At 70.0% G+C, this 26,163-nt stretch carries 24 protein-coding genes; 7 read left to right on the forward strand and 17 right to left on the reverse strand.

Features of this window, described 5'->3' with window-relative positions:
• Nucleotides 1-133: 133 nt before the first annotated feature.
• Both ABEA33_RS17465 and ABEA33_RS17470 read right to left on the reverse strand, forming a co-directional pair.
• Nucleotides 134-880, reverse strand: a complete 747-nt coding sequence (locus ABEA33_RS17465) for a 2-phosphosulfolactate phosphatase (RefSeq protein ID WP_345528171.1) — start codon at nucleotides 878-880, stop codon at nucleotides 134-136.
• Nucleotides 877-2,835 carry a M13 family metallopeptidase gene (locus tag ABEA33_RS17470; RefSeq protein ID WP_345528172.1) on the reverse strand — a complete coding sequence of 653 codons (1,959 nt, stop codon included), beginning with the start codon at nucleotides 2,833-2,835 and terminating at the stop codon, nucleotides 877-879. The genes ABEA33_RS17465 and ABEA33_RS17470 overlap by 4 nt, the downstream gene beginning before the upstream one ends.
• Nucleotides 2,836-2,920: 85 nt before the next feature.
• Between ABEA33_RS17470 and ABEA33_RS17475 the strand changes: the two genes are divergently transcribed.
• Both ABEA33_RS17475 and ABEA33_RS17480 read left to right on the forward strand, forming a co-directional pair.
• Entirely contained in the window at nucleotides 2,921-3,280 is a 360-nt protein-coding gene (locus tag ABEA33_RS17475; protein ID WP_345528173.1) for a putative quinol monooxygenase, read from the forward strand.
• On the forward strand, nucleotides 3,277-4,596 hold the full coding sequence (locus ABEA33_RS17480) for a FlgD immunoglobulin-like domain containing protein (protein WP_345528174.1): 1,320 nt from the start codon (nucleotides 3,277-3,279) through the stop codon (nucleotides 4,594-4,596). The genes ABEA33_RS17475 and ABEA33_RS17480 overlap by 4 nt, the downstream gene beginning before the upstream one ends.
• A 21-nt stretch (nucleotides 4,597-4,617) precedes the next feature.
• Here the strand turns inward: ABEA33_RS17480 and ABEA33_RS17485 are convergent, their stop codons facing one another.
• From ABEA33_RS17485 to ABEA33_RS17550, 14 genes are all read right to left on the reverse strand, one after another.
• Nucleotides 4,618-4,950, reverse strand: coding sequence for a hypothetical protein (locus ABEA33_RS17485; RefSeq protein WP_345528175.1), 333 nt, complete (start codon nucleotides 4,948-4,950; stop codon nucleotides 4,618-4,620).
• A 20-nt stretch (nucleotides 4,951-4,970) separates the two neighbouring features.
• Complete coding sequence (locus ABEA33_RS17490) at nucleotides 4,971-5,939, reverse strand: NADPH:quinone oxidoreductase family protein (protein ID WP_345528176.1); 969 nt, start codon at nucleotides 5,937-5,939, stop codon at nucleotides 4,971-4,973.
• A 21-nt stretch (nucleotides 5,940-5,960) separates the two neighbouring features.
• Complete coding sequence (locus tag ABEA33_RS17495; RefSeq protein ID WP_345528177.1) at nucleotides 5,961-7,244, reverse strand: M15 family metallopeptidase; 1,284 nt, start codon at nucleotides 7,242-7,244, stop codon at nucleotides 5,961-5,963.
• Nucleotides 7,245-7,284: 40 nt separating this feature from the next.
• Nucleotides 7,285-7,461, reverse strand: a complete 177-nt coding sequence (locus ABEA33_RS17500; protein WP_345528179.1) for a hypothetical protein — start codon at nucleotides 7,459-7,461, stop codon at nucleotides 7,285-7,287.
• Complete coding sequence (locus ABEA33_RS17505) at nucleotides 7,458-7,649, reverse strand: hypothetical protein (protein WP_345528181.1); 192 nt, start codon at nucleotides 7,647-7,649, stop codon at nucleotides 7,458-7,460. Before ABEA33_RS17505 ends, ABEA33_RS17500 begins: the two co-directional genes overlap by 4 nt.
• Nucleotides 7,650-7,815: 166 nt before the next feature.
• Nucleotides 7,816-8,793: an electron transfer flavoprotein subunit alpha/FixB family protein gene (locus ABEA33_RS17510; protein WP_345528183.1), complete on the reverse strand. Its 978-nt coding sequence runs from the start codon at nucleotides 8,791-8,793 to the stop codon at nucleotides 7,816-7,818.
• The gene (locus ABEA33_RS17515; RefSeq protein WP_345528185.1) at nucleotides 8,790-9,539 is read right to left on the reverse strand and encodes an electron transfer flavoprotein subunit beta/FixA family protein; all 750 of its coding nucleotides are present in this window, start codon (nucleotides 9,537-9,539) and stop codon (nucleotides 8,790-8,792) included. The genes ABEA33_RS17510 and ABEA33_RS17515 overlap by 4 nt, the downstream gene beginning before the upstream one ends.
• Before the next feature lie 106 nt (nucleotides 9,540-9,645).
• Nucleotides 9,646-12,156, reverse strand: a complete 2,511-nt coding sequence (locus tag ABEA33_RS17520) for a GcvT family protein (protein WP_345528187.1) — start codon at nucleotides 12,154-12,156, stop codon at nucleotides 9,646-9,648.
• A 216-nt stretch (nucleotides 12,157-12,372) separates the two neighbouring features.
• Nucleotides 12,373-13,377 carry an ABC transporter substrate-binding protein gene (locus tag ABEA33_RS17525; RefSeq protein WP_345528189.1) on the reverse strand — a complete coding sequence of 335 codons (1,005 nt, stop codon included), beginning with the start codon at nucleotides 13,375-13,377 and terminating at the stop codon, nucleotides 12,373-12,375.
• A 59-nt stretch (nucleotides 13,378-13,436) separates the two neighbouring features.
• On the reverse strand, nucleotides 13,437-15,473 hold the full coding sequence (locus tag ABEA33_RS17530; RefSeq protein WP_345528191.1) for an ABC transporter permease: 2,037 nt from the start codon (nucleotides 15,471-15,473) through the stop codon (nucleotides 13,437-13,439).
• The gene (locus ABEA33_RS17535) at nucleotides 15,470-16,540 is read right to left on the reverse strand and encodes a quaternary amine ABC transporter ATP-binding protein (RefSeq protein ID WP_345528193.1); all 1,071 of its coding nucleotides are present in this window, start codon (nucleotides 16,538-16,540) and stop codon (nucleotides 15,470-15,472) included. Before ABEA33_RS17535 ends, ABEA33_RS17530 begins: the two co-directional genes overlap by 4 nt.
• Nucleotides 16,537-18,252: a choline dehydrogenase gene (gene betA / locus ABEA33_RS17540; protein ID WP_345528195.1), complete on the reverse strand. Its 1,716-nt coding sequence runs from the start codon at nucleotides 18,250-18,252 to the stop codon at nucleotides 16,537-16,539. The genes ABEA33_RS17535 and betA overlap by 4 nt, the downstream gene beginning before the upstream one ends.
• Before the next feature lie 10 nt (nucleotides 18,253-18,262).
• Nucleotides 18,263-19,732 (reverse strand): aldehyde dehydrogenase family protein, encoded by a 1,470-nt coding sequence (locus ABEA33_RS17545; RefSeq protein WP_345528196.1) that lies wholly within the window; start codon nucleotides 19,730-19,732, stop codon nucleotides 18,263-18,265.
• A 152-nt stretch (nucleotides 19,733-19,884) separates the two neighbouring features.
• The gene (locus tag ABEA33_RS17550) at nucleotides 19,885-20,649 is read right to left on the reverse strand and encodes an IclR family transcriptional regulator (protein WP_345528197.1); all 765 of its coding nucleotides are present in this window, start codon (nucleotides 20,647-20,649) and stop codon (nucleotides 19,885-19,887) included.
• A gap of 89 nt (nucleotides 20,650-20,738) precedes the next feature.
• On the opposite strand from ABEA33_RS17550, the gene purU reads away from it, so the two are divergent.
• Both purU and ABEA33_RS17560 read left to right on the forward strand, forming a co-directional pair.
• Nucleotides 20,739-21,617 (forward strand): formyltetrahydrofolate deformylase, encoded by an 879-nt coding sequence (gene purU, locus ABEA33_RS17555; RefSeq protein WP_345528198.1) that lies wholly within the window; start codon nucleotides 20,739-20,741, stop codon nucleotides 21,615-21,617.
• Between the two features lie 67 nt (nucleotides 21,618-21,684).
• Nucleotides 21,685-22,092: a hypothetical protein gene (locus tag ABEA33_RS17560; RefSeq protein ID WP_345528200.1), complete on the forward strand. Its 408-nt coding sequence runs from the start codon at nucleotides 21,685-21,687 to the stop codon at nucleotides 22,090-22,092.
• Between the two features lie 56 nt (nucleotides 22,093-22,148).
• Here the strand turns inward: ABEA33_RS17560 and ABEA33_RS17565 are convergent, their stop codons facing one another.
• Nucleotides 22,149-23,588 carry a trimethylamine methyltransferase family protein gene (locus ABEA33_RS17565; RefSeq protein ID WP_345528202.1) on the reverse strand — a complete coding sequence of 480 codons (1,440 nt, stop codon included), beginning with the start codon at nucleotides 23,586-23,588 and terminating at the stop codon, nucleotides 22,149-22,151.
• 72 nt (nucleotides 23,589-23,660) lie between these two features.
• Between ABEA33_RS17565 and ABEA33_RS17570 the strand changes: the two genes are divergently transcribed.
• Genes ABEA33_RS17570 through ABEA33_RS17580 form a run of 3 tightly spaced genes read left to right on the forward strand, consistent with a single transcriptional unit; the run spans nucleotide 23,661 to nucleotide 25,998 of the window.
• Nucleotides 23,661-24,446, forward strand: a complete 786-nt coding sequence (locus ABEA33_RS17570) for an IclR family transcriptional regulator (RefSeq protein WP_345528204.1) — start codon at nucleotides 23,661-23,663, stop codon at nucleotides 24,444-24,446.
• Nucleotides 24,443-25,111 (forward strand): corrinoid protein, encoded by a 669-nt coding sequence (locus tag ABEA33_RS17575; RefSeq protein ID WP_345528205.1) that lies wholly within the window; start codon nucleotides 24,443-24,445, stop codon nucleotides 25,109-25,111. The genes ABEA33_RS17570 and ABEA33_RS17575 overlap by 4 nt, the downstream gene beginning before the upstream one ends.
• Nucleotides 25,111-25,998 (forward strand): dihydropteroate synthase, encoded by an 888-nt coding sequence (locus ABEA33_RS17580; protein WP_345528206.1) that lies wholly within the window; start codon nucleotides 25,111-25,113, stop codon nucleotides 25,996-25,998. The genes ABEA33_RS17575 and ABEA33_RS17580 overlap by 1 nt, the downstream gene beginning before the upstream one ends.
• Nucleotides 25,999-26,163: the final 165 nt, after the last annotated feature.

Consider the following 26,163-nt stretch of genomic DNA (forward strand, 5'->3'; position numbering starts at 1 on the left):
GGCACCGACGGGCCGCTCCTCGAGGCTGCCAGCGCGCGACACGGGGCGCGTTGCTGGCGGATCACAGGTCGTGTGCCCCAGGACGTCCCATGGCGCGTGCTGGGGCACACGACTCCCGATCAGCTGATGGCGCTCAGTCGGCTGTCGATCGCACGAACGCCTCGCCGCGCAGCACCGCGACGAGATCGCTGTCGTCGACCTCGCCGGCAACCAGGACGTCGGAGGCGAAGCCGATGTCGACGAGCTCGCGGCCGCTCGCGCTGGCACGGAGCTCCGCGTCGATCCGCTCGGCGACGTCCCGGTAGGCCGCCGCGGCCATCCGGGCCTCGGGGCTGAACCCGGTCGCCCGCAGGTCGGCCAGCGCCGCGAGCACGGCGCCGGCGCCCCAGAGGTCCTCCACCGCCGGACGCAGCGTGCCGTCGGCCCAGCGCTCACCGGCCGCGATCACCGCGATCGGCGTACGCCGGGCGGCCACCCAGCGGGCGACCGCCGTGGCGTTGCGGAGAGAGGCGCCGACGACCGTCGCGCCCGAGTCGGCCAGCGCGAAGCTGATCGCGGACCCGTTCGGCGATGGCAGCACCAACCGTTCGACTCCCGACGACGCACGCACCGTCACGGGCGAGAGGCTGATCCCGGTGCGCGCCGAGCGGTCCCGCGCGAGCACCGCGTCGCGCTCAGCGGCGTACGCCTCGGCCCGCGCGTCCTTCCAGCGGAAGGGGTAGACCGTGATGCCGGCGTCCATCGCGACCGACAGGGTCGTGGTGAACGACAGCACGTCGACGACGACCGCGACCTCGTCCGGCAGAGCCACCGCCGCGGCGCCGGTCGGGCCCCACTCGAACCTGACCCGGTAGTCCGGCTGCCGGTGGGCAGCGATCACCAGATCCGAACCCGGTCCTCTGGGTCGAGCCAGAGGCCGTCGCCGGGCGCCGTCTCGAACACCTCGTGGAACTCGCCGAGGTTGCGCACGATGTTGGCCCGGAACTCCGGCGGGCTGTGCGGGTCGATCGTGAGGTACTGCTGGTCCTGCTCCTTGCGGCGCTTGGTCCGCCAGCAGTAGGCCCAGTTCATGAAGAGCTTCCGCCGGTCCTCGACCGACGCGGAGCCGCCGTTCGCGATCAGGTACGCCGTGTGGCCGATCGTGAGACCGCCGAGGTCGCCGATGTTCTCACCCACGGTGAGCGCGCCGTTGACGTGCTCGCCGGGGAGGTTGCGCGGCTCGAACCCGTCGTACTGCTCGATCAGCTTCTTCGACTTCACCTCGAAGGCGGCCTTGTCGTCGGGCGTCCACCAGTCGTTGAGGTTGCCGTCCCCGTCGTACTGCGCGCCCTGGTCGTCGAAGCCGTGGCCGATCTCGTGACCGATGACGGCACCGATGCCGCCGTAGTTCTCGGCCGGATCGGCGTCGGGCGCGAAGAACGGTGCCTGCAGGATCCCAGCAGGGAAGCAGATCTCGTTGGTGCCCGGGTTGTAGTAGGCGTTGACGGTCTGCGGCAGCATGAACCACTCGTCCCGGTCGACCGGCGACCCGATCTTCGCGAGCTCGCGGTCGGTCTCGAAGGCGGACGCCGCCGCCACGTTGCCGAGCAGGTCGTCGCGCGAGACCTGCAGCGCGGAGTAGTCGCGGAACTTCTCCGGGTAGCCGATCTTGGGGCGGAACCGGTCGAGCTTGTCGTACGCCCGCTGCTTGGTCTCCTCGGTCATCCAGTCGAGCGCCTCGATCGACACGCGGTACGCCGCGAGCAGGTTGGCCACCAGCTCGTCCATCATCGCCTTCGACCGGGGCGGGAAGTGCCGGGCGACGTACTCCTTGCCGACGGCCTCACCGATCGCGCCCTCGACGAACGCGACGCCGCGCTTCCACCGTGCCCGCAGCTCGGGCGTGCCGTTGAGGGTGCGGCCGTAGAAGTCGAAGTTGGTCTCGACGAAGTCGTCGGTCAGGTACGCCGCGGACGCCCGCAGCACGTGGGAGAGCAACCACTCGCGCCACTCGTCGACCGGGACCTCGTCGAGCACCGAGGAGAGGTGGGAGAAGTACGACGGCTGCCGGACGCACACCTCGGCGAGGGTCTCGTCGCTGCCGCCGAGGTTGGTGACGTAGGCGTCCCAGTCGAAGCTCGGGCAGAGCTCCACGAGGTCGGCCTTCGTCATCAGGTTGTAGGTCTTCTGGACGTCGCGAGTCTCCGAGCGCTCCCAGTGCCCGGCGGCCAGCCGGGTGTCGATGGCGAGCACCGTCGCGGCCGCGCGGTCGGCGTCGGCGTGGTCGGCGAGGGTGAACAGCCGGGTCAGGTAGGCGACGTACTTCTCGCGGATCTCGGCGAACTTGTCGTCCACGTAGTAGGACTCGTCGGGGAGCCCGAGGCCGCCCTGGACCAGGTTGAAGAGGTAGCGGTCGGAGTCCTTGCTGTCCGTGGTCACGTAGGACCCGAAGAGCCCGTGGCCGCCGATCCGCTCGAACTCACCCAGGAACGCGGCCAGGTCGCGGACGTCGCGCAGGCCGGCCACCGCGGCGATGAGCGGGCGCACCGGCTCGATGCCCTTGCGATTGATCGTGTCGGTGTCCATGAACGCATAGAAGAGGTCACCGATCTTGCGGGCGTCCTCGTCGATGGCGACACCCTCGGCACCTTCGGCGACCACCCGCGCCAGGTCCTCGATGATCGTGCGGACCTGATCCTCGGCGATGTCCGCGAGCTGGACGAACGGTCCCCAGCTCGAGCGGTCGGACGGGATCTCGGTCTCGTCGAGCCAGCGCCCGTTGACATGGCCGAACAGGTCGTCCTGTGGCCGGATGGCGACGTCCATGCCCTCGCGGGCGTCCTCGAGAATGCTCACCCGGTGACCCTAGCCGCCCGAGGTAAGGGATGAGGAATAGACCGTATGGGCGTTGTCGCCCCGGGGAGGGCACTACCGTCCGAGCATGACTGATCTTCCCGCCGACGCCCTACGGGTCGTCGCGACCATCCCGATCGATCCCGCTCGCGCCACAGAAGCGGCCGCCGCGCTCGCCACCCTCGCCGCGGCGTCGCGCGAGGAGGAGGGCTGCTACGCGTACGACGTCTTCGAGTCCGCGACCACGCCGGGCACGTTCGTGACCGTCGAGGCGTGGCGCTCGCAGGCCGACATGGACGCCCACATGAGCGCGCTCCACATCGGCAAGGCGTTCGAGGTGCTCGGGCCGCGATCGCGGGCGACATCGCGATCCACCCGCTCAAGGCGGTCTGAACCGGCTTGGTGGCCTGTAACGGAACGTGACTACGAAGCGCTGATACGTACGTGACCCGACGACTGATCCCGGCGCTGCTCGCCGCCGTACTCCTGCCTGTCGCCGCCGCGCCGGCCGTGGCGTCCGCTCCCGACCGGTCCCAGCCGGCCCCGCGGACCGCGACACAGGTGCGGATCCTGGACACCACCTCGCCGTTCTCTCCCAACGGCGACGGCACGAAGGACCGGGTCGCGGTGCGCTACCGGCTCACGAGCCAGGCCAGGGTGAGCGTCGAGGTGACGCACCGCGGCAAGACCGTCTTCCGGACCGCCCCGGAGACCACCCGCGCCGGCAAGCGGTCCTTCGCCTGGGCCGGCACCCGCGCCAGCGGCAAGCGCCTTCCCGACGGCCGCTACGAGGTGGTCGTCCGCGCGTCCGCCCACGGCGCCAACCGCACCGACTCGACCGCGGTCGTCGTGCGCACCTCGCCGACCCACCTCGACGCCGGCACCCTCAAGCTCAGCAGCAACACCGTGTACCCCTACGCCAAGGTCATCAACGACGTCGTCGTCGGCAACTTCAACCTCACCAGCCCCCTGGTGGTCGACGGTCTGGATGGCTACTACTACTCGTCGCGCGTGATCGAGAAGCTGCGCGCCCAGGTGCTCGACCGAGCGGGGCGCGTGGTCTCCACGGAGCCGATCACCTCGGCGCCACGCAGCAGCGAGAGGATCGGGGTCGCCACCTGCGTCCCGTGCGGCCGGTTCACCTGGGACGGCCGCGACTCCGCCGGGGTGCGGCAGCCGCCCGGCGCCTACCGGATCCGCGTGGTCCAGGGACGCAACGCCGCCGGGAACGCCCGGGTCCTGTCCGACACGAGGTCGGTCAAGGTCTCCCGCGCTCAGCTAGAGGCGAAGGCAACCATCATCGACCTCGCCGCCGCTGCCACCCCTCGATCGGCGGAGCCGCCGACCGGCGGCTGCATCCTCTGCCCGTACCCGTGCGCGACCACTGCCTCCACTCGGTACCCCGACGGGCTGAGCTTCACCACCACGTCGACGACCTGCCTTCCGACCCTCGGATACTTCACGGTGCGCGTCCCCGGCCGGCGCACGCCGTACGACAGGTTCAGTGTGGCGGCCACCGGCGGACCCTCCACCCCAGGAGCGAGCGCGTCGGCCCAGCTGACGGCCGGGGCCGATTCCCGCGCCACCTGGACGATGACCGGCGACGTGACGACCCCCTCGAGCGACCGCCCGATGTCGTCGAACAGCGAGGTCTACCCTGCCGACTGGCCCGACGCCGTGATCTGGTCGGTCAGGGGCCTGGTGGGCTCCTACGACGTCGCGTCGTTCCAGGTCAGGCTCTTCACGTACGCACCGGTGGCCTGATCAGGCGCGCCTCGGGCGACGTCAGCGGGCCAGCGCTTCTCGCGCGGTGGCGATGACGTCCTCGCGCGACATCCCGCCGCGCCGGGTCAGCTCGTCGACGAGGTGGTCGACGACCAGGGAGATGCCACCGAGCAACGGCGCGATGTCGAGCTCGACCTCGAACTCGCCGTCCTCGTCGTCCTCGTCGGGCGCCTCGACGGCGAGCTCGATCGCACCCTCCTCGACCAGCCTCCCGAAGGCGAGCTGCATAGCATCGCCCACGACTCCCCCTCCGGGGGCCGGCTCCGTCACGCCGTCCAGGATCACCTGGGCGGCTTGGAGTGCTCGGGTGGTGTCGTCCACAGTCTCGTCCATGGGTCCATCGTCCCCCACGGTCACGAACGGACCCGCACCACGGACTTGCCGAGGGTCTTGCGCCGCTCCATGTCGATCAGCGCCTGCCCGAAGTCCTCGAGTGCGTACGTCGTGCCGACCGGCGGCTTGATCACGCCGGACTCCATCATCGGCAGCAGCTCGGCCCACTGCTGCTGCATGTAGCCGGGGCGCATCATCGCGAACGCGCCCCAGCCGACGCCGCGCACGTCGACGTTGTTGAGCAGCAACCGGTTGACCTTGACCTCCGGGATGCCCTGACCGGCGGCGAAGCCGACGACGAGCAGGCGGCCCTGGGTGGCGAGGGAGCGCAGGGAGTCGGTGAAGACGTCACCGCCGACGACGTCGACGATCACGTCGACACCACGACCGCCGGTCAGCTCCTTGACCGAGTCCCGGAAGCCGTCGAGCAGGACCGTCTCGTCGGCGCCCGCGTCGCGAGCGATCGCCGCCTTCTCCTCGGTGCTCACGACGGCGATGGTGCGCGCGCCGTACCCCTTGGCGACCTGGATGGTCGCCGTGCCCACGCCACCGGCGGCGCCATGCACCAGCACGGTCTCACCCTCACGCAGGTTGCCGCGCTCCGCCAGCGCGAAGTGTGCGGTCAGGTAGTTCATCGGCAGCGCGGCGCCCTGGTCGAAGGAGAGGCTGTCGGGCAGCGCGAACGTCGTGTCGGCGGGGCTGGCGACCACGTCGGCGGCGTTGCCGTAGCCGGCCACGCCCGCGACCCGCTGGCCGGGAGTGAACCCTTCGGGGCCGGAGAGGACCACGCCGGCGAAGTCGACGCCGAGCGTGAACGGCGGCTCCGGCTTCAGCTGGTACTCCCCCTTGCTCAGCAGCAGGTCGGGGAACGAGATGCCGACGCTGTGCACCTCGACCAGCACCTCACCGGGCTGCGGCGTGGGCTCGGGCACGTCGTTGACGACGACATCAGCGGGACCGGTGGGCGTGACGACCTGGACAGCGCGCATGCGATCGAGGCTAGCCGGAGCTCAGCGGGGCGCGACGAGCCGGTTCATCTCGAAGTGCATCGGGTCGGTGTAGCTCCAGTCGCCGCCCCAGCCGAAGCCCCAGCTCTTGAAGATGGCCACCACGTCCCGGTCGATCTCGCCGACCGTGCCGCGCTCGTTGCCGGCGACGTTGAGGTCGAGCGCCAGGCCGAACGCGTGGTTGGAGAGCTTGGTGGAGCCCGCGATGAAGCGCGGGTAGTAGCACCCGGCGTAGTCGTCCAGATGGATCTTGTCGGCCAGGTTGCGGGCCACCACCTCCTCGAGCGCGGCCCGCAGCTGCGGGAAGATCAGCTTGTTGCAGGTGACGTTGCCGAGGATCGGCACGGGCTCGGTGGTGATGTGCGAGGCCACCCAGTCCGGGTCGGGCGCGATCTTGCCGCCACCCAGCACCGAGTAGCGGTAGACGCCGACCGCGTCGGCGATGGTGCCGACGACCACGGCGGTCTGGACGACATTGGGGTCGAGCCCGTAGCGCGCGACCGCGTCGGTCATCTGCGCGGCCGCGCCGGAGCCCTGCAGGGCCTGCTCGATGGGCTTCTTGAGGGTGTCGGGCGCGGCCCCGCCCGTGCGGATCAGCAGCGCGTTGCCCGCGACCATGTCGAGGTCCGGGATCCAGCTGTCGTTGACGACCGCGTCGACCAGCGGCGCCTGCGGTGCGTACGCGCCGATGTGCACCGGCGGGGCGTCATCGGTGCTGCCGAGGCCGACGAACCCGTTGCCGTCCACCGGCAGGCGCTTGACGAGCGGCTTGTCGATGGCGAGCTCGCCGGCGGCCACCCGGTCCCAAATGTCCTGGCTCTCCGCCACTCCGAGGGTCGTGTAGTTGCGGTACGTCGCCGGGTCGACCGCGGCGACCTGGAGGGTTCGGTTCTGTACGACAACCTGGGCGAGCGCGATCGGCATCACGTCCTGGACGTGCTCGAGTCGCTTGATCGCGGAGATGGTGCGCGCGTCGATCGTCTCGGAGCCGGTGACCACGATGTCGGGGTAGCCGACGACGCCGCTGCGCGGTCCGGGCTCCTTGACCGCGTGCGCCGGGTCCAGGGTCGGGCCGCTCGACGGCGACGCCGAGTCCGGCATCGACCCGCTCGGCGAGCTCCCGGCAGTGCTGGAGCCCGGATCGGACGGCTCCTCTTTGGCGTCGGACCCGGATCCGTCACACCCCGCGCTCAGGGTGGCGGTGAGGAGCGCGCCGACGACCGCGAGCGCGCCACGGCGTACGCGTCCCGTGGCGCTCCTCTGTCTCCCGGATCCCCCCGACCTCACCGAGCAAGGGTAGGCGGGCCCGCCAGGGCGCGTCAGTCGGTCACGCCGACCAGAGCACCGCTTCGTTGGTCAGGTCGGCCGGCGTGTAGACGCCGGTCAGGTCCGGACGACGACCGAACAGGTCGGTCAGCGCGCGGACGTGGCTCAGGGCGCGGACCTCGGCGGTCGCCTTCGGGTCCGCGGGCTGCTTCCTCTGGTCCAGTGCTGCGTGCGTCATGGTGCTTCTCCCTCTCCGCCCGAGCGTCGATCGGCCCGAGCGATGATCCAGGTGGCGACGTACGCCGCTCCTGCGGCGAGGAGCTCGACGTACCGGTCGGTGACCAGGAGCAGCCCGAGCGTTCCCACGGACACGACCGTGAAAATCGACCACCACGGGTCGACGTCGGGTTGTCGCTCCTCCTCCACACGAGAAGTCTACTGACTTTATGAACTTACTCAATCATCAGTCTCGGTGGACCCGACGGCTGGCTGCTCAAGGTCGCGGACGACTGGCCGGCCACCCCCGCCGAGGCAGACGCCGAGGAGGACGTGTGGAGCGGGCTGGTGCCGGTGCCGCCGTCGGTGCTCGGGCTCACGCGCCCCGGCGACGCCTGATCTCGGCGTTGATGGCCGGGACGACCTCGTGCAGGTCGCCGATCACGGCGTGCGACGCCTTGGTGACCATCGGTGCGTCCGGGTCGGTGTTGATCGCCAGGATGGTCTTGGCCGACGAGCAGCCGGCCCAGTGCTGGATGGCGCCGCTGATGCCGCACGGGATGTAGAGGTCGGGCGAGATCCGGGACCCGGTCTGGCCGACCTGCTCGTGGTGCGGTCGCCAACCGAGGGAGGTGACGACCCGGGAGACCCCGAGCGAGCCACCGACCAGCTCGGTCAGCTCCAGCAGGTCGGCGAACCCGTCCGAGCTCCCAGCGCCGCGGCCTGCGCCGACGACCACGCGCGAGGACTTCAGGGTGCCGGACAGGTCCGGCTCCGGCTCCTCGCTCGACACGACCCGGGCGACCAGATCTGCGGCGGCGATCTCGGGCACGTGGGCCAGCACCTCGGCGGGACCGGATGTCTCCGCGGGCGCCGCCTCGACAGCGTGCCCAGCCACGGTGAAGACCGCGGGCCGGTCGGACAGGCGCATCTCCTCCAGCGCCGCACCGCCGACCACCTGGCGGGTGACCACGAACGGGGAGAGACCACTGAAGGACAGCACGTTGGCCGCCATCGCCACACCCTCGCGAGCGGCGAGATGCGCCATCACCTCGTTCCCGCGCGGGGTGCCCGCGGCCATCACGACGACCGATGAACCCCGGACGCTCTGCACGCCGGCGGCCCAGGCGGCGCCGGCGTACGACGCGAAGGCGTCGCCGGTCAGCGCGTGCACGGTGCGGACGCCGTACGACGCGAGCGTCGCGACCAGGCCTTCCGACGGCTCGCCGACGACGACGGCGTCCACCGGGACACCACCGCCCGCGGCCGCCAGGGAGCGGGCGAACGTGATCGCCTCGCGGGACACCTCGACCGCCTCTCCCGTGGGGGTGGTCTCGACGAGCACCACGATCATCGGGCCAGCACCCCCAGCTGCTCGAGCAGGTCGACCACGGCCGGCGCCGCGTCGGCGCCCTTGCCGAGGATCTGGACGTCGGACGGGGTGGGCGGCGGGAGCAACAGCCGGACCCGCGACGGCCCGGTGGGCTCGGCGGTCGGCTGGCGTTCGGCGACAGCGACCTTCTTGGCCTTCATCCGGCCGGGGACGGTCGGATAGCGCGGCTCGACGCCGCCCTCGAGGACGGTGATGACAGCGGGTAGTGGCACCCGGTAGGTCTCGTGGCCGTCGGGTCCGGCGCCACTGGCCGTCACCTCCGCCCCGTCGACGGAGACGGTGCTGACCCCGTTGACGACCGGCCAACCCAGCTCGTACGCGAGCCGGATGCCGACCTGGAAGTCGCCGCTGTCAGCGGCGTCGTTGCCGAGCAGCACCAGGTCGTGATCCCGGGCGACGGCCGCGACCTCACGGGCGACGTCGGCCGGACCGAAGGTCTGTGCATCGGCGATGACATGGACCGCTGCGGTGCAGCCGACAGCGAGGGCGGCGCGCAGCTGCTCGACCGCGTCGGCGTCGCCGAGGGTGAGCACGGTCGCCGTACCCCCGGTCGCTGCGGCGATCTGGACCGCGAGCTCGACGGCGCACTCCTCGTGCGTGCTCGTCGTGAAGCCGGCGTACCTGCCGTCGACCGCCTGGCCGTCCTCGGTCAGGACCACCTCGCTCGACGAGTCGACGACCCGCTTGATGCAGACGAGAACCTTCACTGCCGCACCTCCTGGCGTCGTCGGGCAGCGGTGAGCAGGCAACCGATTTCGGAGCACGAACGAGCCGAAACGGTTGCTGACGCACCGCCGGGCGGCGCCGACACGGTCATCGGATGCGCTCGTTCGCCGGGTCGAGGAGGGCGGTCGCGTCGACGGAGCCGACGGTGACCGGGTAGAGCTCCTCCATGTAGGAGACGGTCAGCCGGTTGCCGATGGACGCCTCGGCGGGCGGCAGGTAGGCGAGCAGGACGTGCTTGCCGAGCGACGGCGCAGAGCCGGCAGAGGTGACGTAGGGGTGGTGGCCGTGGCCGTCGGTGAGCGGCTCACCTGTGGCGCTCAGGATCGGCTCGCCGCCCAGCATGTAGCGCTTCACGCCGCTCGCCGAAGTGTGGTCGTCGACGGTGAGGGTGCAGAGCACGGACTGGACCGCACTGTCCCGCTGCGCCAGGTAGGCGTCGCGGCCGACGAAGTCGGCGGCCTTCACCTTCGGTCGCTGCATGCCCGCCTCGACGATCGTGCGCTCCGCGTCGAGCTCGGCGCCGTACGCGCGGTAGCCCTTCTCGAGCCGGCCGGTGGTTCCGTAGACACCGATCCCGACCGGTACGGCGCCGTGGTCGACGCCGGCCTCGAGCAGCGTCTCCCAGAGCGCGGCCGCGTCGTCCATCGCGACGTACAGCTCCCAGCCGAGCTCGCCGACGTACGAGATACGCGAGGCCAGGACGGGCGTGCCTCCCACGGTGATCACGCGGCAGGTGAGGAAGCCGAATCCCTCGTCGGACACGTCGTCGTCGGTCAGGCCGCTGAGGATGTCGCGGGCCCTCGGGCCCCACAGGCCGATCGTCGAGACCTCGTCGGTGTGGTCGGTGATCGTGGTGGCGCCGTCGACGGGCAGCTGGCTGCCGAACCACTGCAGGTCGGCCCGGCCGTGCGCACCGCCGGTAACGACCCGGAAGTGGTCGTCGCCCAGGCGCATCACGGTCAGGTCGGAGAGGAAGCCGCCCTTCGCGTCGAGCACCGGGGTGTAGATGACCTTGCCGAGCGCGACATCGCACTGCGCGACGCAGGTGCGCTGCACGGCGTCGAGGGCGCCGGGTCCGGTGATGTCGAAGACCTGGAACGCTGTCAGGTCGATCACGCCGGCGGCTTCACGCAGCCGCAGGTGCTCGGCGTTGATGATCGGGCTCCACCAGCGCGCGTCCCACTCGTGCTCGCGCGGGAGTACGGCGTCGCCGTACTGCTCGAGCAGGCCGGCGTTGGACTCGTACCAGTGCGGCCGCTCCCAGCCCGCGGTCTCGAAGAACATCGCGCCGAGCTTCTGCTGCGACGCGTGCATCGGGGACAGCCGCTGGTCGCGATCGGACTCGTACTGCTCCGCCGGGTGGACGATCCCGTAGGTCTTGATGAACGCCTCGGTGGTGCGCAGCCGGGTGTGCTCGCGACGCATCTGGTGCGGGTGGAAGCGGGCGACGTCGCTGTGGTGGACGTCGATCTCGCTGTGTCCGTGGGTCATCCACTCGGCGACCGCGCGACCGACGCCGGGGCCCTCCTTGATCCAGACCGCGGCCGCGGTCCAGAGGCCCTTGACCAGGCTCTCGCCGAGGATCGGGTTGCCGTCACACGTCAACGACAGCAGTCCGTTGATCGCGTAGCGCATCTCCGCGCCCTCGGCACCGAGCAGCTCGGGCATCAGCTCGTAGGCCTGCTCGAGCTGCGGGTCGAAGTCGTCGGAGGTGAAGGGCATCTCGGTCGGCGACAGCTTGGCCTGCTCGATCGAGGGGATGTCCTCCGGCTCGTGCAGGATCGCGCGGTGCGCGTAGGAGCCGACCTCCATGTCGGCGCCGTGCTGGCGCTCGTAGCAGAACGTGTCCATGTCGCGGATGATCGGGAACGCGATCTCGCCCTCGCGCTCGGCGAGCTGCGGGCACGGGCCGACGCTGATCATCTGGTGCACCGCAGGAGTCAGCGGGATCGAGATCCCGGCCATGTCGCCGATCTTGGGGCTCCACACGCCGCACGCGATCACGACGTACGCCGCCTCGATGTCGCCGCCGTCGGTGCGCACCCTGCGGATGCGACCGTCCTCGACGTCCAGGCCGACGACCTCGACGGTGGGTACGACGGTCAGCGCGCCGCTCGCGAGCGCGCTCTCGCGCATGATCGTGCCGGCGCGCAGAGAGTCGACGACGCCCACGCTCGGCGTCCAGAACGCACCGATGAACTGGTCGGTCTCGATGAAAGGGACCTTCTCCTTCACGAACTCCGGTGAGACCAGCTCGGCCTCGATGCCCCAGGCCCTGGCGCTCGACATCCGTCGGCGCAGCTCCTCCATCCGCTCCTCGGTCCGGGCCAGCTCGAAGCCGCCGGACTCGGTGAAGACGCCCATCTCCTGGTACTGCCGCATCGAGTCGAGCGTCAGGTCCGTGATCTCGCGGGAGTGGTCCACCGGGAAGATGAAGTTGGAGGCGTGGCCCGTCGAGCCGCCCGGGTTGGGCAGCGCTCCCTTGTCGAGCTGCACGATGTCGCGCCAGCCGAGCTCGGCGAGGTGGTGCACGAGGCTGTTGCCGACGATGCCGGCGCCGATCACGACGACCTTCGCCGTGGCGGGGACGGTGGCCATGATGCGCTCCTGTCGGATGTTGCGTAATACGCAACGGAGTTCGTAATACGAAACCACCTCAAGGATCACCCGGGCCCGGCCGGAAGGTCAAGGCCCGTTGCGGGTTTCCCCGGCTGACCGGTGAATGCCGCACGACACGCCGCCGCCCATCGGCGTGTCGCACGGGTTTCCCCGGCCGACCGGGGAAACCCGCACGCCCGATCACGCAATGGCGGCTCAGCCGAGCCAGGCGTCGACCTTGTCCTGGTTCTCGTCGATCCACTTCGCGGCGGCGTCCTCGGGCTTCATGCCGTCCTCGGAGATGTACTTCGCCACGACGTTCTGGTCGTCGTTGGTCCACTGGAAGTTCTTGACCAGGTCGACCGCCGCGCCCCCCTCGTCGGCCCACGAGGTCGACACGACCTTCTGCAGGGTGGTCTCCGGGTAGTCGCAGTCGACCTTGGCCGGGTCGTCCTGGCAACCGTCGGTGTACTCCGGCAGCTTCACCCGCTGGAGGTCGATGTCGGCGAAGAGCCACTGCGGCTCGTAGAAGTAGCCGATCAGGAACTCCTTGTTCTTCTCCGCCTGCTGGAAGGCCGTGATGCTGGCCGCCTCGCTGCCGGAGAAGACCACCTTGTAGTCAAGGCCGAGGTTGCTGACGATCGACTCGTCGAACTGGACGTACGACGGGTCCGCGCCCAGGAACTGACCCTTGCCGCCGGACTCGCTGGTGGCGAAGTCCTTGGCGTAGCTGTTCAAGTTGTTCCAGTCCAGGATGTCCGGGTGCGCCTTGGCGAGCCACGGCGGGACGTACCAGCCGATGATGCCGACGTTGCCGGTCTCACCGAACGCCTCGGCGCTACCGTCGCCCTTCTCGGCGAAGAACTTCTTCTCGAGGTCGGGGTGGCCCCAGTCCTCCATGACGACGTCGACCTCGCCGGTGCCGAAGCCCTGCCAGGAGACGTCCTCCTTCAGCTCCTTGTAGTTCACCGTGCAGCCGAGCTCGGTCTCCATGAGCGTGCCGACCACGTAGGCGTCCGCCTCGTAGCCGACCCAGGGGTTCACCGCCATGTTGACGTCGCCACAGTCCCCGGCAGCTGCGGCCTTCGACTCGTTCTCCTTCGTCTGGTCGGCGATCGACCCGCCGCCGTCACTGCCGCAGGCACCGAGCGCGAGCGTCGCGCACGCCGCGACCGCAGCAAGGCCGGCCCCCCGCTTCCATCCGATCCGCGTGTTCCGCATTCCATCTCCTTCGTGGGTCGCGTGTGCGATCTCTGTTCCGAGCCCTGGAGGCGACGCCATCAGGCCGCCATTCCGCGCCACCACGACCGCTTGGTCGGGTCCTTCGCGACCGCGTCGTTCAGTGCCGCCGCGCGCATGATCCGGTCGAGCATGATCCCGAGCAGCACGATCGTGATGCCGGCCGCGGCCCCCTTACCCCACTCCTCGGAGCGAGACGTGCCCAGCACCACGTCGTACCCCAGGGCCTGCGCGCCGACCAGCCCGCCGATCACGACCATCGACAGCACGTAGAGCAGACCTTGGTTCGCCGCGAGCACGAGTGATCCCCGGGCCATCGGCAGCTGCACCTTGGTGATCTCCTGCCACCTCGTGCAGCCGGTCGACCGCGACGCCTCGATGGTGGTCACCGAGACGCCCTTGACGCCGTCGGCGACGAGCTTGATCGCGGCCGGCGCGGCGTACACGACGCCGGCGAAGATCGCGGTGAAGCGTGACGGACCGAAGAGCCCGAGCACCGGGATCAGGTAGACGAACGGCGGGATGGTCTGGCCGGCGTCGAGGAAGGGCCTCAGGACCACGTCGGCGACCCGCGCCCGCGCCATCCAGACCCCCAGGACCACCGCCAGCACCATGACCAGGATCGTGCCGACCAGCACCATCGTCAGGGTCAGCATCGTGTCGTGCCAGAGCCCGAAGAACCGGATGCCGGCGAGGCAGACCACCGCAGGCACGACGCCTCGGATGCCGCCGAAGACGAACGCCAGCGCCACGATCGCCGCCCCCACGAGCCACCAGGGCGACTCGGCCAGCAGCTCCTGGAGCGGGTTGAGCAGGGCCGTGCTAACCCCGTCGACCATGGCCTGGGTGACGCCGTGGAAGGTGTCGGTCACCCAGGTGAAGAAGGAGTCGACGGCGTCGGCCAGCCGGGGACCCCACGAAGTCTCGCGGAACTCGGCGGCCCAGAAGGACTGCCGCGAGACGTAGACGGCGACCAGCGCCAGGACGCCGGTGACAGCGAGGACGATACGACGCAGCCGGACGTCGACGCCGCCGCGGGCCGCCTTCTCCGACGCCTCGCTCGCCGCGGTCGTGGTGCGGTCGAGCATCACCGCCATCACCACGATCAGCATGCCGGGCACGAACGCGCCGCCGACGTCGTTGCGGACCAGACCCTGGAGGACGGGCTGACCGAGCCCGGGACCGTCGACGAAGGCCGCGATCGTCGCCATCGACAGCGCCGCCATGATGGTCTGGTTGAGACCGACCACGATCGTCGCGCGCGCCATCGGCAGCTGCACCTTGGTCAACCGCTGCCACCGGGTCTGTCCCGACGAGTCGGTGGCCTCGATCGTCGTCGTCGACACCGAGCGGATCCCGTAGCCGGCGATCCTGATGATCGGCGGCAACGCGTAGATCAGCGTGCACACGACCGCCGTCGAGGCGCCGATGCCGAAGAAGAGCACGACCGGGCTCAGGTAGACGAACGTGGGAAGGGTCTGCATCAGGTCCAGGATCGTGGTGAGGATCGCGGTGCCCGTGCGTCCGGCCGTGCCGTAGTAGACGGCCAGCGGCAACCCGAGCACCACCGCCGCGGCGACGGCCACGAACGTCACGATCAGCAGGTCCATCGAGTCCGACCAGTAGCCGAAGAGGCCGAAGGAGAAGAACGACGCCGCCACCAGGATCGCGATCCGCCAACCGGCGACCGCGAGCCCGAGCCAGGTGGCGATGGCGGTGACGCCGAGCCAGCCGATCTGCGGCACCGGCCGGGGCAGGTCGGGGATCGAGATCATCCGCGACGCCCAGTCGAACACCGAGCCGAACCACTCCCCGAGGTTGTAGGTCAGCTGCACGACCGGGTTGCTGTCCCGGCTCGCGAGGACGGAGTTGCGGAAGTCGGTGAGCTGGTTCTGGACATCGGAGTGCTCACGGATCGGCACGGCCAGCGTGTTCTGTCCCTTGGTGAACGCCCACACGACGATCCACACCGCCACGACCACCAGCGCCCAGGCCCAGCGCGGCAGCGAGCGGCGCTCGGGCGGCGGAGGGGCCTCCGCGCCCGGCTCCGTCGGCGCCGGCGCGAACGTCAGGCTCATTCCTCCTCCTCGGCGACCACGACCCGGAGGATCGCGTCGGCGTCCACGATGCCGACCAGGCGCCCGTCGTCGACCACGCGGACCGGGTGCTCGGAGGCGAGCGCCGCCCGCGCGGCCTGCCGCACGATCGTGGTCGAGGTCATCACGGGGCCCTCGGTCGAGTCGTCCGGCCGGGGCTCACGCATCACCCACTTCAACGTGAGGACGTGGGACTTCGGGACCTCGGACGTGAAGTCCTTGACGTAGTCGTCGGCGGGGGCTCCGACCACCTCGTCCGGCGTACCGATCTGCACCAGGGCTCCGTCGCGCATGATCAGGATCCGGTCGCCGAGCTTGAGCGCCTCCTGCAGGTCGTGGGTGATGAAGACCATCGTCTTGCCGAGCTCGTGGTGGAGCCGGATCACCTCGTTCTGCATGTCCCGACGGATCAGCGGGTCGAGCGCGGAGAACGGCTCGTCGAAGAGCAGCAGCGACGGGTCGTTGGCCAACGCCCGCGCCAGCCCGACGCGCTGCTGCATGCCGCCGGAGAGCTGGTCGGGATAGGACTTCTCGTAGCCGGATAGGCCGACCAGCTTGACGATCTCCTCCGCCTTCGCGCGGCGCTCCTTCTTCTTGACCCCGCGGATCTCCAACCCGTAGCCGACGTTGTCGATCACCTGGCGGTGCGGCAGCAGGCCGAAGTGCTGGAAGACCATCGAGGTGTGCGTGCGCCGCAGCTCGCGCAGCTCGCGCTCGTTGGCCTTGGTCATGTCGTGGCCGTCGATGACCACCTGCCCGGAGGTCGGCTCGATCAGCCGGGTCAGGCAGCGGACCAGGGTGGACTTGCCGGAGCCGGACAGGCCCATGACCACGAACACCTCGCCCGGCGCGACGTCGAAGGAGACGTCCTTGACGCCGACCACACAGCCGGTCTTCTCCTTGAGGTCCGCACGTGAGAGGTCGGCGTCCGGCGTACCGATGACGTCGTCGGCGCCCTTGCCGAAGATCTTCCAGAGGTTACGCACCGACAGGGCTGCGTCCGTGCTGCTCGCGGCCGTGGTCGGCTCCGACGCGGTGACTGCACTCATGACAGATCCTCCTGGTTGCGGCTGTCGCCGGGCGGATAGAGGGGCATGCCGTCGCGGTAGCGGTAGTACGGCACGTCGGCGGGCGGGAGCGGCGTGTTGCCCGCGATCAGGTCCGCGGCCTTCTCGGCGACCATCATCACGGGGGCGTAGATGTTGCCGTTGGTGACGAACGGGAAGACCGAGGCGTCGACGACCCGCAGGCCTTCGAGTCCGTGCACCTTCATCGTGGCCGGGTCGACGACGGCCAGCTCGTCGGTGCCCATCTTGGCCGTGCACGACGGGTGCAGCGCGGTTTCTGCGTCCGCGCGCACCCAGTCGAGGATCTGCTCGTCGGTCTCGACGTCCTTGCCGGGCGACAGCTCGCCGTCGTTGTACGGCGCGAAGGCGGGCTGGTTGAGGATGTCGCGCGCGACCCGGATCGCCTCGACCCACTCACGCTGGTCGTTGTCGGTCGACAGGTAGTTGAAGAGCAGCGACGGATGCACCTTCGGGTCCCGGCTCTTGATGCGCACGTGGCCGCGGGTGTCGGCGTACATCGGCCCGATGTGCACCTGATAGCCGTGCCCCTCGGTCGGCGCGGACCCGTCGTACCGGATCGCGACCGGCAGGAAGTGGAACATCAGGTTGGGGTAGTCGACGTCCTCGTTGCTGCGCGCGAAGCCACCGCCCTCGAAGTGGTTGGTGGCGCCGAGTCCGCGGCGGTGGACCAGCCACTGGTAGCCGATGCCCGGACGCTTGCGCCACTTCAGGCCGGGAGCGATCGAGACCGGCTGCTTGGAGGCGTACTGGATGTAGACCTCGAGGTGGTCCTGGAGGTTCTCGCCGACGCCGGGGAGGTGGTGCAGGAGCGGGACGCCCTGTTGCTTGAGCAGTGTCTCGTCGCCGACTCCGGAGAGCTGCAGCAGCTGTGGAGTGTTGATGGCGCCGCCGCACAGGATGACCTCGCCGGCGGCGACGCTGCGGTGCAGGCGGCCGGCGCGGAGGTAGTCGACGCCGACCGCACGCTTGCCGTCGAAGCGTACGGCGGTCGCCATCGCGAGCGTCTCGACCGTGAGGTTCTTGCGGTGCCGGACCGGATGCAGGTACGCGCGGGCGGCGGAGAGCCTGCGCCCACGGTGGAGGTTGCGGTCGAACTTCGCAAATCCCTCCTGGCGGTAGCCGTTGACGTCGTCGGTGCGTGGGTAGCCCGCTTCGACGGTCGCGTCGAAGAACGCCGAGAAGAGCGGGTTGTCGGCCGGCCCGCGCTCCAGGACCAGAGGTCCGTGGCCGCCGCGCCAGTCGTCGGCGCCGCCTCTGCCGTCTTCTCCGAGGCAGTTCTCCATCTTCTTGAAGTAGGGCAGGCAATGGAGGTAGTCCCACTCCTCCATCCCCGGCTCGGCCGCCCAGCGCTCGTAGTCGAGCGGGTTGCCGCGCTGGAAGATCATCCCGTTGATCGAGCTCGACCCGCCGAGCACCTTGCCGCGGGCGTGGAACACCCTGCGGTTGTTGAGGTTCGGCTCCGGGTCGGTCTCGTACTTCCAGTCGTAGAGGCGGTTGCCGATCGGGAAGGGCAGCGCCGCCGGCATGTGGATGAACGGGTCGATCCGGAAGTCCGATCGCCCGGCCTCGAGGACGAGGACCGACGTCGCAGGATCCGCGGACAGGCGGTTGGCGAGCGCGCACCCGGCAGAGCCGCCACCCACGATGACCACGTCGTACCGATCTGCACCCATGCCCGCCGCCCTAGCCCTGGAACCAGCGTTGCTCTGTCGGCCGGATGTTGTGCCAGACGTGTTTGGTCTCGCGGTACTCCGCCAGCCCGGCCTCACCGAGTTCGCGCCCGAACCCCGACTGCTTGTAGCCGCCCCACTCCGCCTGCGGCACGTACGGGTGGTAGTCGTTGATCCAGACCGTGCCCATCCGCAGCCGGCCCGCGACTCGTTGGCCCTTGCCGGCGTCCTGGGTCCAGACCGCGCCGGCCAGGCCGTAGATGCTGTCGTTGGCGATGCGTACGGCGTCGGTCTCGTCGGTGAACGTCTCGACGGTCAGCACCGGGCCGAACGACTCGTCCTGGGTGACCGACATGGCGCTGGTGCAGCCGTCGAGGATCGTCGGCAGGTAGTAGAAGCCGTCGGCCAGAGCCGGGGCGTCGGGCCGAGCACCGCCGGCCCGGAGCACCGCGCCCTCGGCGACCCCGCGCGCGACATACGCCTCGACCTTGTCGCGGTGCGCGGCGCTCGTCAGCGGACCGGTCTCCGCCTTGTCGTCGAACGGGCCACCGAGCCGGATCGCCTGTGCGCGCTCCACCAGCCGGTCGACGAACTCGTCGTGGATCGACTCCTCGACGACCAGCCGCGCCCCGGCCGAGCAGACCTGCCCCGAGTGCAGGAAGACCGCCGTGAGCGCGAAGTCGAGGGCGACCTCGAGGTCGGCGTCGGCGAACACCACGTTGGGGTTCTTGCCGCCGAGCTCGAGCGCCACCCGCTTCACCGTCCCGGCCGCGGCTGCCATCAGCCGCCGGCCCGTCTCCAGACCGCCGGTGAAGGAGACCAGGTCGACCCGCGGATCGGCCGACAGCGGTGCGCCGGCGGTCGCACCGGCGCCGAGGACCAGGTTGCCCACGCCGGCCGGCAGCCCGGCCTCGGCCAGCAGCCGCATCAGGTGGATCGCCGTGTGCGGCGTCAGCTCGCTGGGCTTGAGCACGAAGGTGTTGCCGGCCGCTAGACAGGGAGCGACCTTCCACGAGACCTGCAGGAGCGGGTAGTTCCAGGGTGTGATCAGGGCGCAGACCCCCACCGGCTCGTGCACGATCCTGCTGACGACGTCCGGGTTGCCGGTGTCGACGACCCGCCCGGCGTCCTCGGCCGCGACCCGGCCGTAGTGGCGGAAGACCGCGACCACGTCGGTGATGTCGTAGCGGCTCTCGACCAGGCGCTTGCCGGTGTCGAGCGACTCCATCCGGGCCAGGTCCTCGGCGTCGCGCTCGAGCAGGTCGGCCAGCCTCATCAACAGGTCACCGCGCTCACGGGCCGACGCCTCCGGCCAGGGCCCGCCGCGGAAGGCGGCGTACGCCGCGGCGATCGCGGCCTCGGTGTCCTCGGCCCCCGCCTCGTCCACCTCGGCGACCAGCACACCGTCGGCCGGACATCGGATCTCACGGCGTGCTCCACCCCGCGCGCTCACCCACGCGCCGTCAAGGTAGAGCTCGGCCACTCGGACTCACTCCCCGCACGACCACTCAGTTGCGTATCACGCAACCAATTGCTTGTCGCGCAACCGGTTCTTTGACCCGAGGATGGAGTCAGGCACCCGGCACGTCAAGGGCAACGGGCGCGCTGTAACCCAACCTTGTTGTCAGCCCACCGTCAGCGCTGGCCCCAGCCGAGGCGGTGGGAGACCTCCGCGGCGGCCTCGACGAGCAGTCGTACGACGTCGCCGACCCGCTCCTCGGGCAGCCGGAACGTCGGCCCGGACACGCTCATCGAGGCGACCACGTCGCCGTGCGCGTTGCGGATCGGGGCGGCCACGGCGGTGAGTCCCTCCTCCAGCTCGTCGACCGCGACGGCGTACCCCTGCTCGCGCACCAGAGCCAGCTCCTCGCGGAGCTTGCCCTTCTTGGTGATCGTGGTCGCGGTGTAGCGCGAGAGCGTGCCGAGCAGCTCCTTGACCTGGGCGTCGTCGAGGCCGCTGAGCAGCACTTTGCCGTTGCTGGTGGCGTGCAGCGGGATGTGCTGACCGACCCAGTTGTGCGGCTGCAGCGCCGAGGAGCCGGCGATCTGGTCGAGGTAGAGCGCGGAGCTCTCGGAGAGGACGGCGATATTGACCGTCTCCCCGGTCTCGGCCGCGAGCTGACGACACAGCGGCCGGGCCTCCTGCACCAGGTCGAGCCGGGCAGTCGTCGCGCCCGCGAGACGGAGCACCCCGACACCGAGGCGGTAGCGGCCGCGCTCGGCAGTCTGCTCGACGAGGCGGTGCGCCTCGAGCGTGGTGACCAGACGGAAGGCGGTGCTCTTGTGGACGCCGAGCTCGACGGCGATCTCGGTGACCCCGGCCTCGCCGACCCGGGCCAGCACCTCGAGGATGGTGAGCGCGCGGTCAACAGACTGGACACCCGCGCTGCCCTCGCTCATGTGCGGGACACTAGCGCAGCAGTTGTTGCGTATCGCAGACTGCGTTTCGGCCAGCGCAACGCTCTGGACAGAACTGAAAGGCTGCCCTCGTGCCCAGTCTCGCCATCCCGACCACCGCCGCGGGTGACTACGTGCTCATCCTCTCCTGCCCGGACCGTCCGGGCATCGTGCACGCCGTGTCCGGCTTCCTGGTCGCGCGCGGCGGCAACATCGTCGAGAGCCAGCAGTTCGGCGACCGGCTGACCAACCGCTTCTTCATGCGCATCGACTTCGAGGTACCCGGCGCGACCGACGCGGTGGCCATGCGGGAGGAGTTCGCGCCCGTGGCCGAGGAGTTCGAGATGCGCTTCGAGCTCTGGGACGCAGCCGCGCCGTACCGCACGCTGATCATGGTCTCCAAGCACCTGCACTGCCTCAACGACCTGCTCTTCCGGACCAGCACCGGGTCGTTGCAGATCGAGATCCCGGCGGTCGTCTCGAACCACCCGGACGCCGGCGCCCTGGCCGCGTCGTACGGCGTCCCCTTCCACCACGTCCCCGTGACCCCCGAGACGAAGCCGGACGCCGAGGCCGAGCTGATGCGGCTGGTCGAGTCGTACGACGTGGACCTGGTCGTGCTGGCCCGCTACATGCAGGTGCTGTCCGACGGGCTCTGCCGCGAGCTGTCCGGGCGAGCGATCAACATCCACCACTCGTTCCTGCCGAGCTTCAAGGGCGCCAAGCCCTACCATCAGGCCTTCGATCGCGGCGTCAAGCTGGTCGGCGCGACCGCGCACTACGTCACCGGCAACCTGGACGAGGGCCCGATCATCGAGCAGGACGTGATGCGCGTCGACCACGGCTACGACCAGGACCAGCTGGTCTCGGCCGGCCGCGACGTCGAGGCCCAGGTCCTCTCCCGTGCCGTGAAGTGGCACTCCCAGTCGCGGGTGCTGCTGAACGGCTCGCGGACGGTCGTCTTCCGCTGACCCTCTCCGACTGCGGCGACCAGATCGCGGTCGAGGCCGACCCCGCGGGACGCCGTACGACGGGCCGATGGACGTGGAGCCTGACTGCAGCGACATCGCTACGCCGCTCGAAGCGTCCGGCTCCGCCGGACTCGCGCTCGAGTGCGTCGGCGAACCTCGCCGCGGAGGGGGCGGCAACTTACGTGGACGGCGGTCTCGAGACGGTGCAGGACTCCCCGAGGACGCGCTCGAGAACTGGCTCGACGAGGAGTTTGCCGAGGTGCCGGAGGACGGCTACCGGGTCGAACGGGTGGACGACGGGCGCGTCCTGCTCTCGTACGACGTCGACGACCGGACCCGGGTCGCGGTCGTCGTCCACGACGACATCACGTCCTTCCCTGGTGCCGAGCACTGCGACTGGCAGGACGTCACCTGGCTTCGGCTGCGCCCAGATGCCGAGTCGGCGCTAGTTGACCCTCGAGTCGGCGCAAAGTGACCCATGCAGGTATCACTTTGCGCCGACTCGCGGGTCATTCTGCGCCGACTCGACCGCTAGTCGCCCAGCTCCGCCCGCCGGCGTACGACGTACTCCTCGAGCTCCTGCCGGATCGCGTCGTCGAGGGCCGGCTGCTCGTACTCGTCGAGCTTCTTCTGGTACAGCTCGGTGGCGCGGGCGGCGGTGTCCTTGGCGCCGTTGCGCATCCAACGCTCGTAGTTCTCCGACGACGAGAGCATCGGGCGGTAGAAGCAGGTCCGGAAGCGCTCCATCGTGTGCATCGCACCGAGGAAGTGGCCACCGTGGCCGACCTCCTCGTGCGCGCCGAAGGCCAGCGACGCCTCGTCGATCTCCAGCGGGGTGAACTCGTGCTGGAGCATCTGCACCAGCTCCACGTCGATCACGAACTTCTCGTAGCCCGCGACCAGCCCGCCCTCGAGCCAGCCGGCGGAGTGCATGACGTAGTTGGCGCCGGCGAGGAACGTCGGCAGCATCGTCATCAGGGCCTCGTAACCGGCCTGCGCGTCCGGCACCTGCGAGGACGTCAGTCCGCCACCGGTACGGAACGGCAGGTTGAAGTGCCGCGCGATCTGCCCGGTGCAGAGCAGCCCGATGCCGGACTCCGGCGTACCGAACGTCGGCGACCCGGACTGCATGTCGATGTTGGAGAGGAACGACCCGAAGACCACCGGGCAGCCCGGCCGGATCAGCTGCGAGAGCGCGATGCCCGACAGCGCCTCGGCCATCTGCTGCACCAGCGCCGCCGGCACCGTGACCGGCGACATCGCGCCCATCAGGATGAACGGCGTGAGGATGACCGGCTGGTTGGCGAGCGAGTACTCGAACTGCGCTTCGAGCATCCGGTCGTCCCACCGCAGGGGTGAGTTGCAGTTGATCAGGGAGATCAGCGCCGGCGTCTCCTCGATCGACTCCCGTGACCCGAAGAGGATCTCGGTCATCGCGATGGTGTCGCGGGCGTTGACGCCGGAGACCACGTTGCCCATGTAGACCTTGTCGGTCAACGTCTGCAGCGCGTAGGTCATGTCGAGGTGGCGGCTGTCGAGCGGGGTGTCGTTGGGCTCGGTGATCACCCCGCCCGCGGAGTCCATGACCGAGAAGCTCTGTGCGAGCCTCGAGAAGTTGCGGAAGTCGTCCATCGTGCCGTCGCGGCGTACGTCGCCCTGGCGCACGAACGGCGGGCCGTAGACGGCGCTGAAGGCCATCGCGTCGCCACCGATGTGCAGGTTGTGCTCAGGGTTGCGGGCCTGGAGGTCGAACTCCTCGGGCGCCTTGGCCACCTGCTCGAGCACGAAGTCGGGGTCGAGGAAGACCTTGTCCTCCTCCACCCGCTGCCCGGCGGCGCGGAACAGGTCGCGCGCCCGCGCGTCCAGGAACTCGACCCCGATCTCGCTGACCAGCCGACGCCAACCGGCGTCCAGCGTGGCCATCGCGTCCTCCGACAGCACGTCGTAGCGCGGCATCCGGTTGCGGAACATCGACCCTCCAACCTAACCTCATCATGTGGGACTACAGTTCCACATGATGGAACCCGGCACCAGAGGAGCACCGTGACCGACGCGAGCAGCGGCAGCGGAACCCAGGCGGTGGACCGCGCAGCGCAGCTGGTGTCGACCGTCGTGCACGCCGACGCCCCGCTCACCTTCGCCGACCTCCAGGAGGCCAGCGGCCTCGCGAAGTCGACGACCTCGCGGATGCTGACCGCCTTGGAGCGCACCGGTCTGGTCGAGCGCGACGACTCCGGGTCGTACGTCGCCGGCTCGCTCTTCTGGCTGTACGCCGCCCGCCACGACCCGTGGGAGGAGCTGGTCCGGCTGGCCCGCCCCGCGATGGAGCGGATCGGCGAGGACACCTCGGAGACCGTGCACCTGAGCGTCACCCGCGGCGAGAAGGTCGTGCAGGTCGCCCAGGTCGACTCCCGCTACCTGCTCGGCACCCGGGACTGGACCGAGATCGAGGTCCCGCCCCACACGTCCGCGCTCGGCAAGGTCTTCTACGCCTGGGGCGCCCTGCCGGTCCCGCACGGCGAGCTGGAGCAGCTGACCGAGGCGACCGTCGCCGACCCGGCCGCACTGCGCCGCGACGGCATCGCCACCCGCAAGCGCGGCTGGGCGGTCACCCACGACGAGCTCGAGGTCGGCCTCACCGGCATCGCCGTACCCGTCCAGGGTCCGCGCGGTGACGTGGTCGCCGCCCTCGGCATCTCGGGTCCCACCGCGCGGCTCGAGGACCGGCTCGACGAGCTCGGTCGCAACCTGTCGTCCCACGCAGCCGATCTCTCCGGTCTGCTGCGCGGCCGAACCCCCACCCCAGTGAGCAAGGAGGGCGTTGCATGAGTACTCCCGAAGAGATCCTCCAGGGCCTGTACGACGAGACCCTGGTCGGCAATGCGCCGCGCGTCCTCGAGCTGACCGAGGAGGGCCTGATGCTCGACATGGAGCCGCAGACACTGCTCTTCGACGCGCTCATCCCCTCCCTGGAGGAGGTCGGTGCCCGGTTCGAGCGCGGCGACTTCTTCGTGCCCGAGATGCTGATCGCCGGTCGCGCGATGGCCGGCGCGATGGAGCGGCTGCGGCCGCTGCTCGCCGAGACCGGCGTCCAGACCGTCGGCAAGTTCCTGATGGGCACCGTCAAGGGCGACGTCCACGACATCGGCAAGAACCTCGTCAACATCATGCTGGAGGGCGCCGGCTTCGAGGTGATCGACCTCGGCGTCCAGGTCGCACCCGAGAAGTTCGTCGCCGCGATCGAGGAGCACCAGCCCGACATCGTCGGGTTCTCGGCGTTCCTCACCACGACGATGCCGATGTTCAAGGCCAACATGAACGCCCTCGAGAAGGCCGGCCTGCGCGACTCGGTCGTCGTCATGGTCGGCGGCGCCCCGGTCACCCAGGAGTACGCCGACGCGGTCGGCGCCGACGGGTACGCCGCCGACGCCTCGGCCACGGTCAAGAAGGCCAAGGCGCTGCTGCACGAGAAGCGCTCGAAGGTCCCCGCGTAATGGCCGCCAACTCCCCGGCGGAGCCCCTCGAGACCGTCCTGCGCGGCACCGGCGGCGACGTCGTCATCGGCCACGGCCGCCGCTTCTGCCTGATCGGCGAGCGGATCAACCCCACCGGCCGCCGGATCTTCCAGGAACAGCTGCGAGCCGGCGACCTGTCCGCGATCGAGCGCGACGTGTTGGCCCAGGTCGAGGGCGGCGCCGACGTGCTCGACGTCAACATGGGCGTCCCGCTGACCGACGAAGCCGACCTGCTCGCCCGGGCGATCCAGCTCGTGCAGAGCCTCACCGACAAGCCGATCTGCATCGACTCCTCGGTCATCGAGGCGCTCGAGGCCGGGCTGTCGGTCTACCAGGGCCGGGCGCTGGTCAACTCGGTCACCGCCGAGGACGACCGCCTCGCCGCGATCCTCCCGCTGGTCAAGAAATACGGCGCCGCGATCATCGCGCTGCCCAACGACCACGACGAGATCCCGATGGAGGCCGACAAGCGGCTCGACCTGACCGCCAAGATCGTCCGGGTCGCCACCGAGGAGTACGGCATCGCCCAGGCCGACATCGTGATCGACCCGCTGGCGATGCCCATCGGCGCCGACACCAGTACCTCCCTGGTCACCTGGGACACGATGCGCCGGATCCGCGAGGAGTTCGGGGTCAACATGACCTGCGGTGCGTCCAACACCTCGTTCGGCATGCCCGACCGGCACACCCTCGGCGCCGCCTGGCTGCCGATGGCGATGACCGCCGGCCTGACCAGCGCGATCATGGACACGCGTACGCCGCAGATCGTGGAGGCGGTCAAGGCCGCCGACGTGTTCCTCGACCACGACGAGTGGGGCATGGCCTGGATCGCGGCTCACCGCGCGAAGGCGGCCGCGACGGCATGAGCGCTCTATGACCAACGAGGGGGCCGGGCACGACGGGACCGGACGGGTCGAGCTGTCGTTCACGGTGCTCGACCCCGATCCGGAGCGCACCACGCAGCGCGCCGTACGCGTGCCGCCCGGGGTGACCGTCTTCGACTCGGCGTCCTGGAACGGCATCGCGATCGA

Source organism: Nocardioides endophyticus, assembly GCF_039543845.1.
Taxonomy (GTDB): Bacteria; Actinomycetota; Actinomycetes; order Propionibacteriales; family Nocardioidaceae; genus Nocardioides; species Nocardioides endophyticus.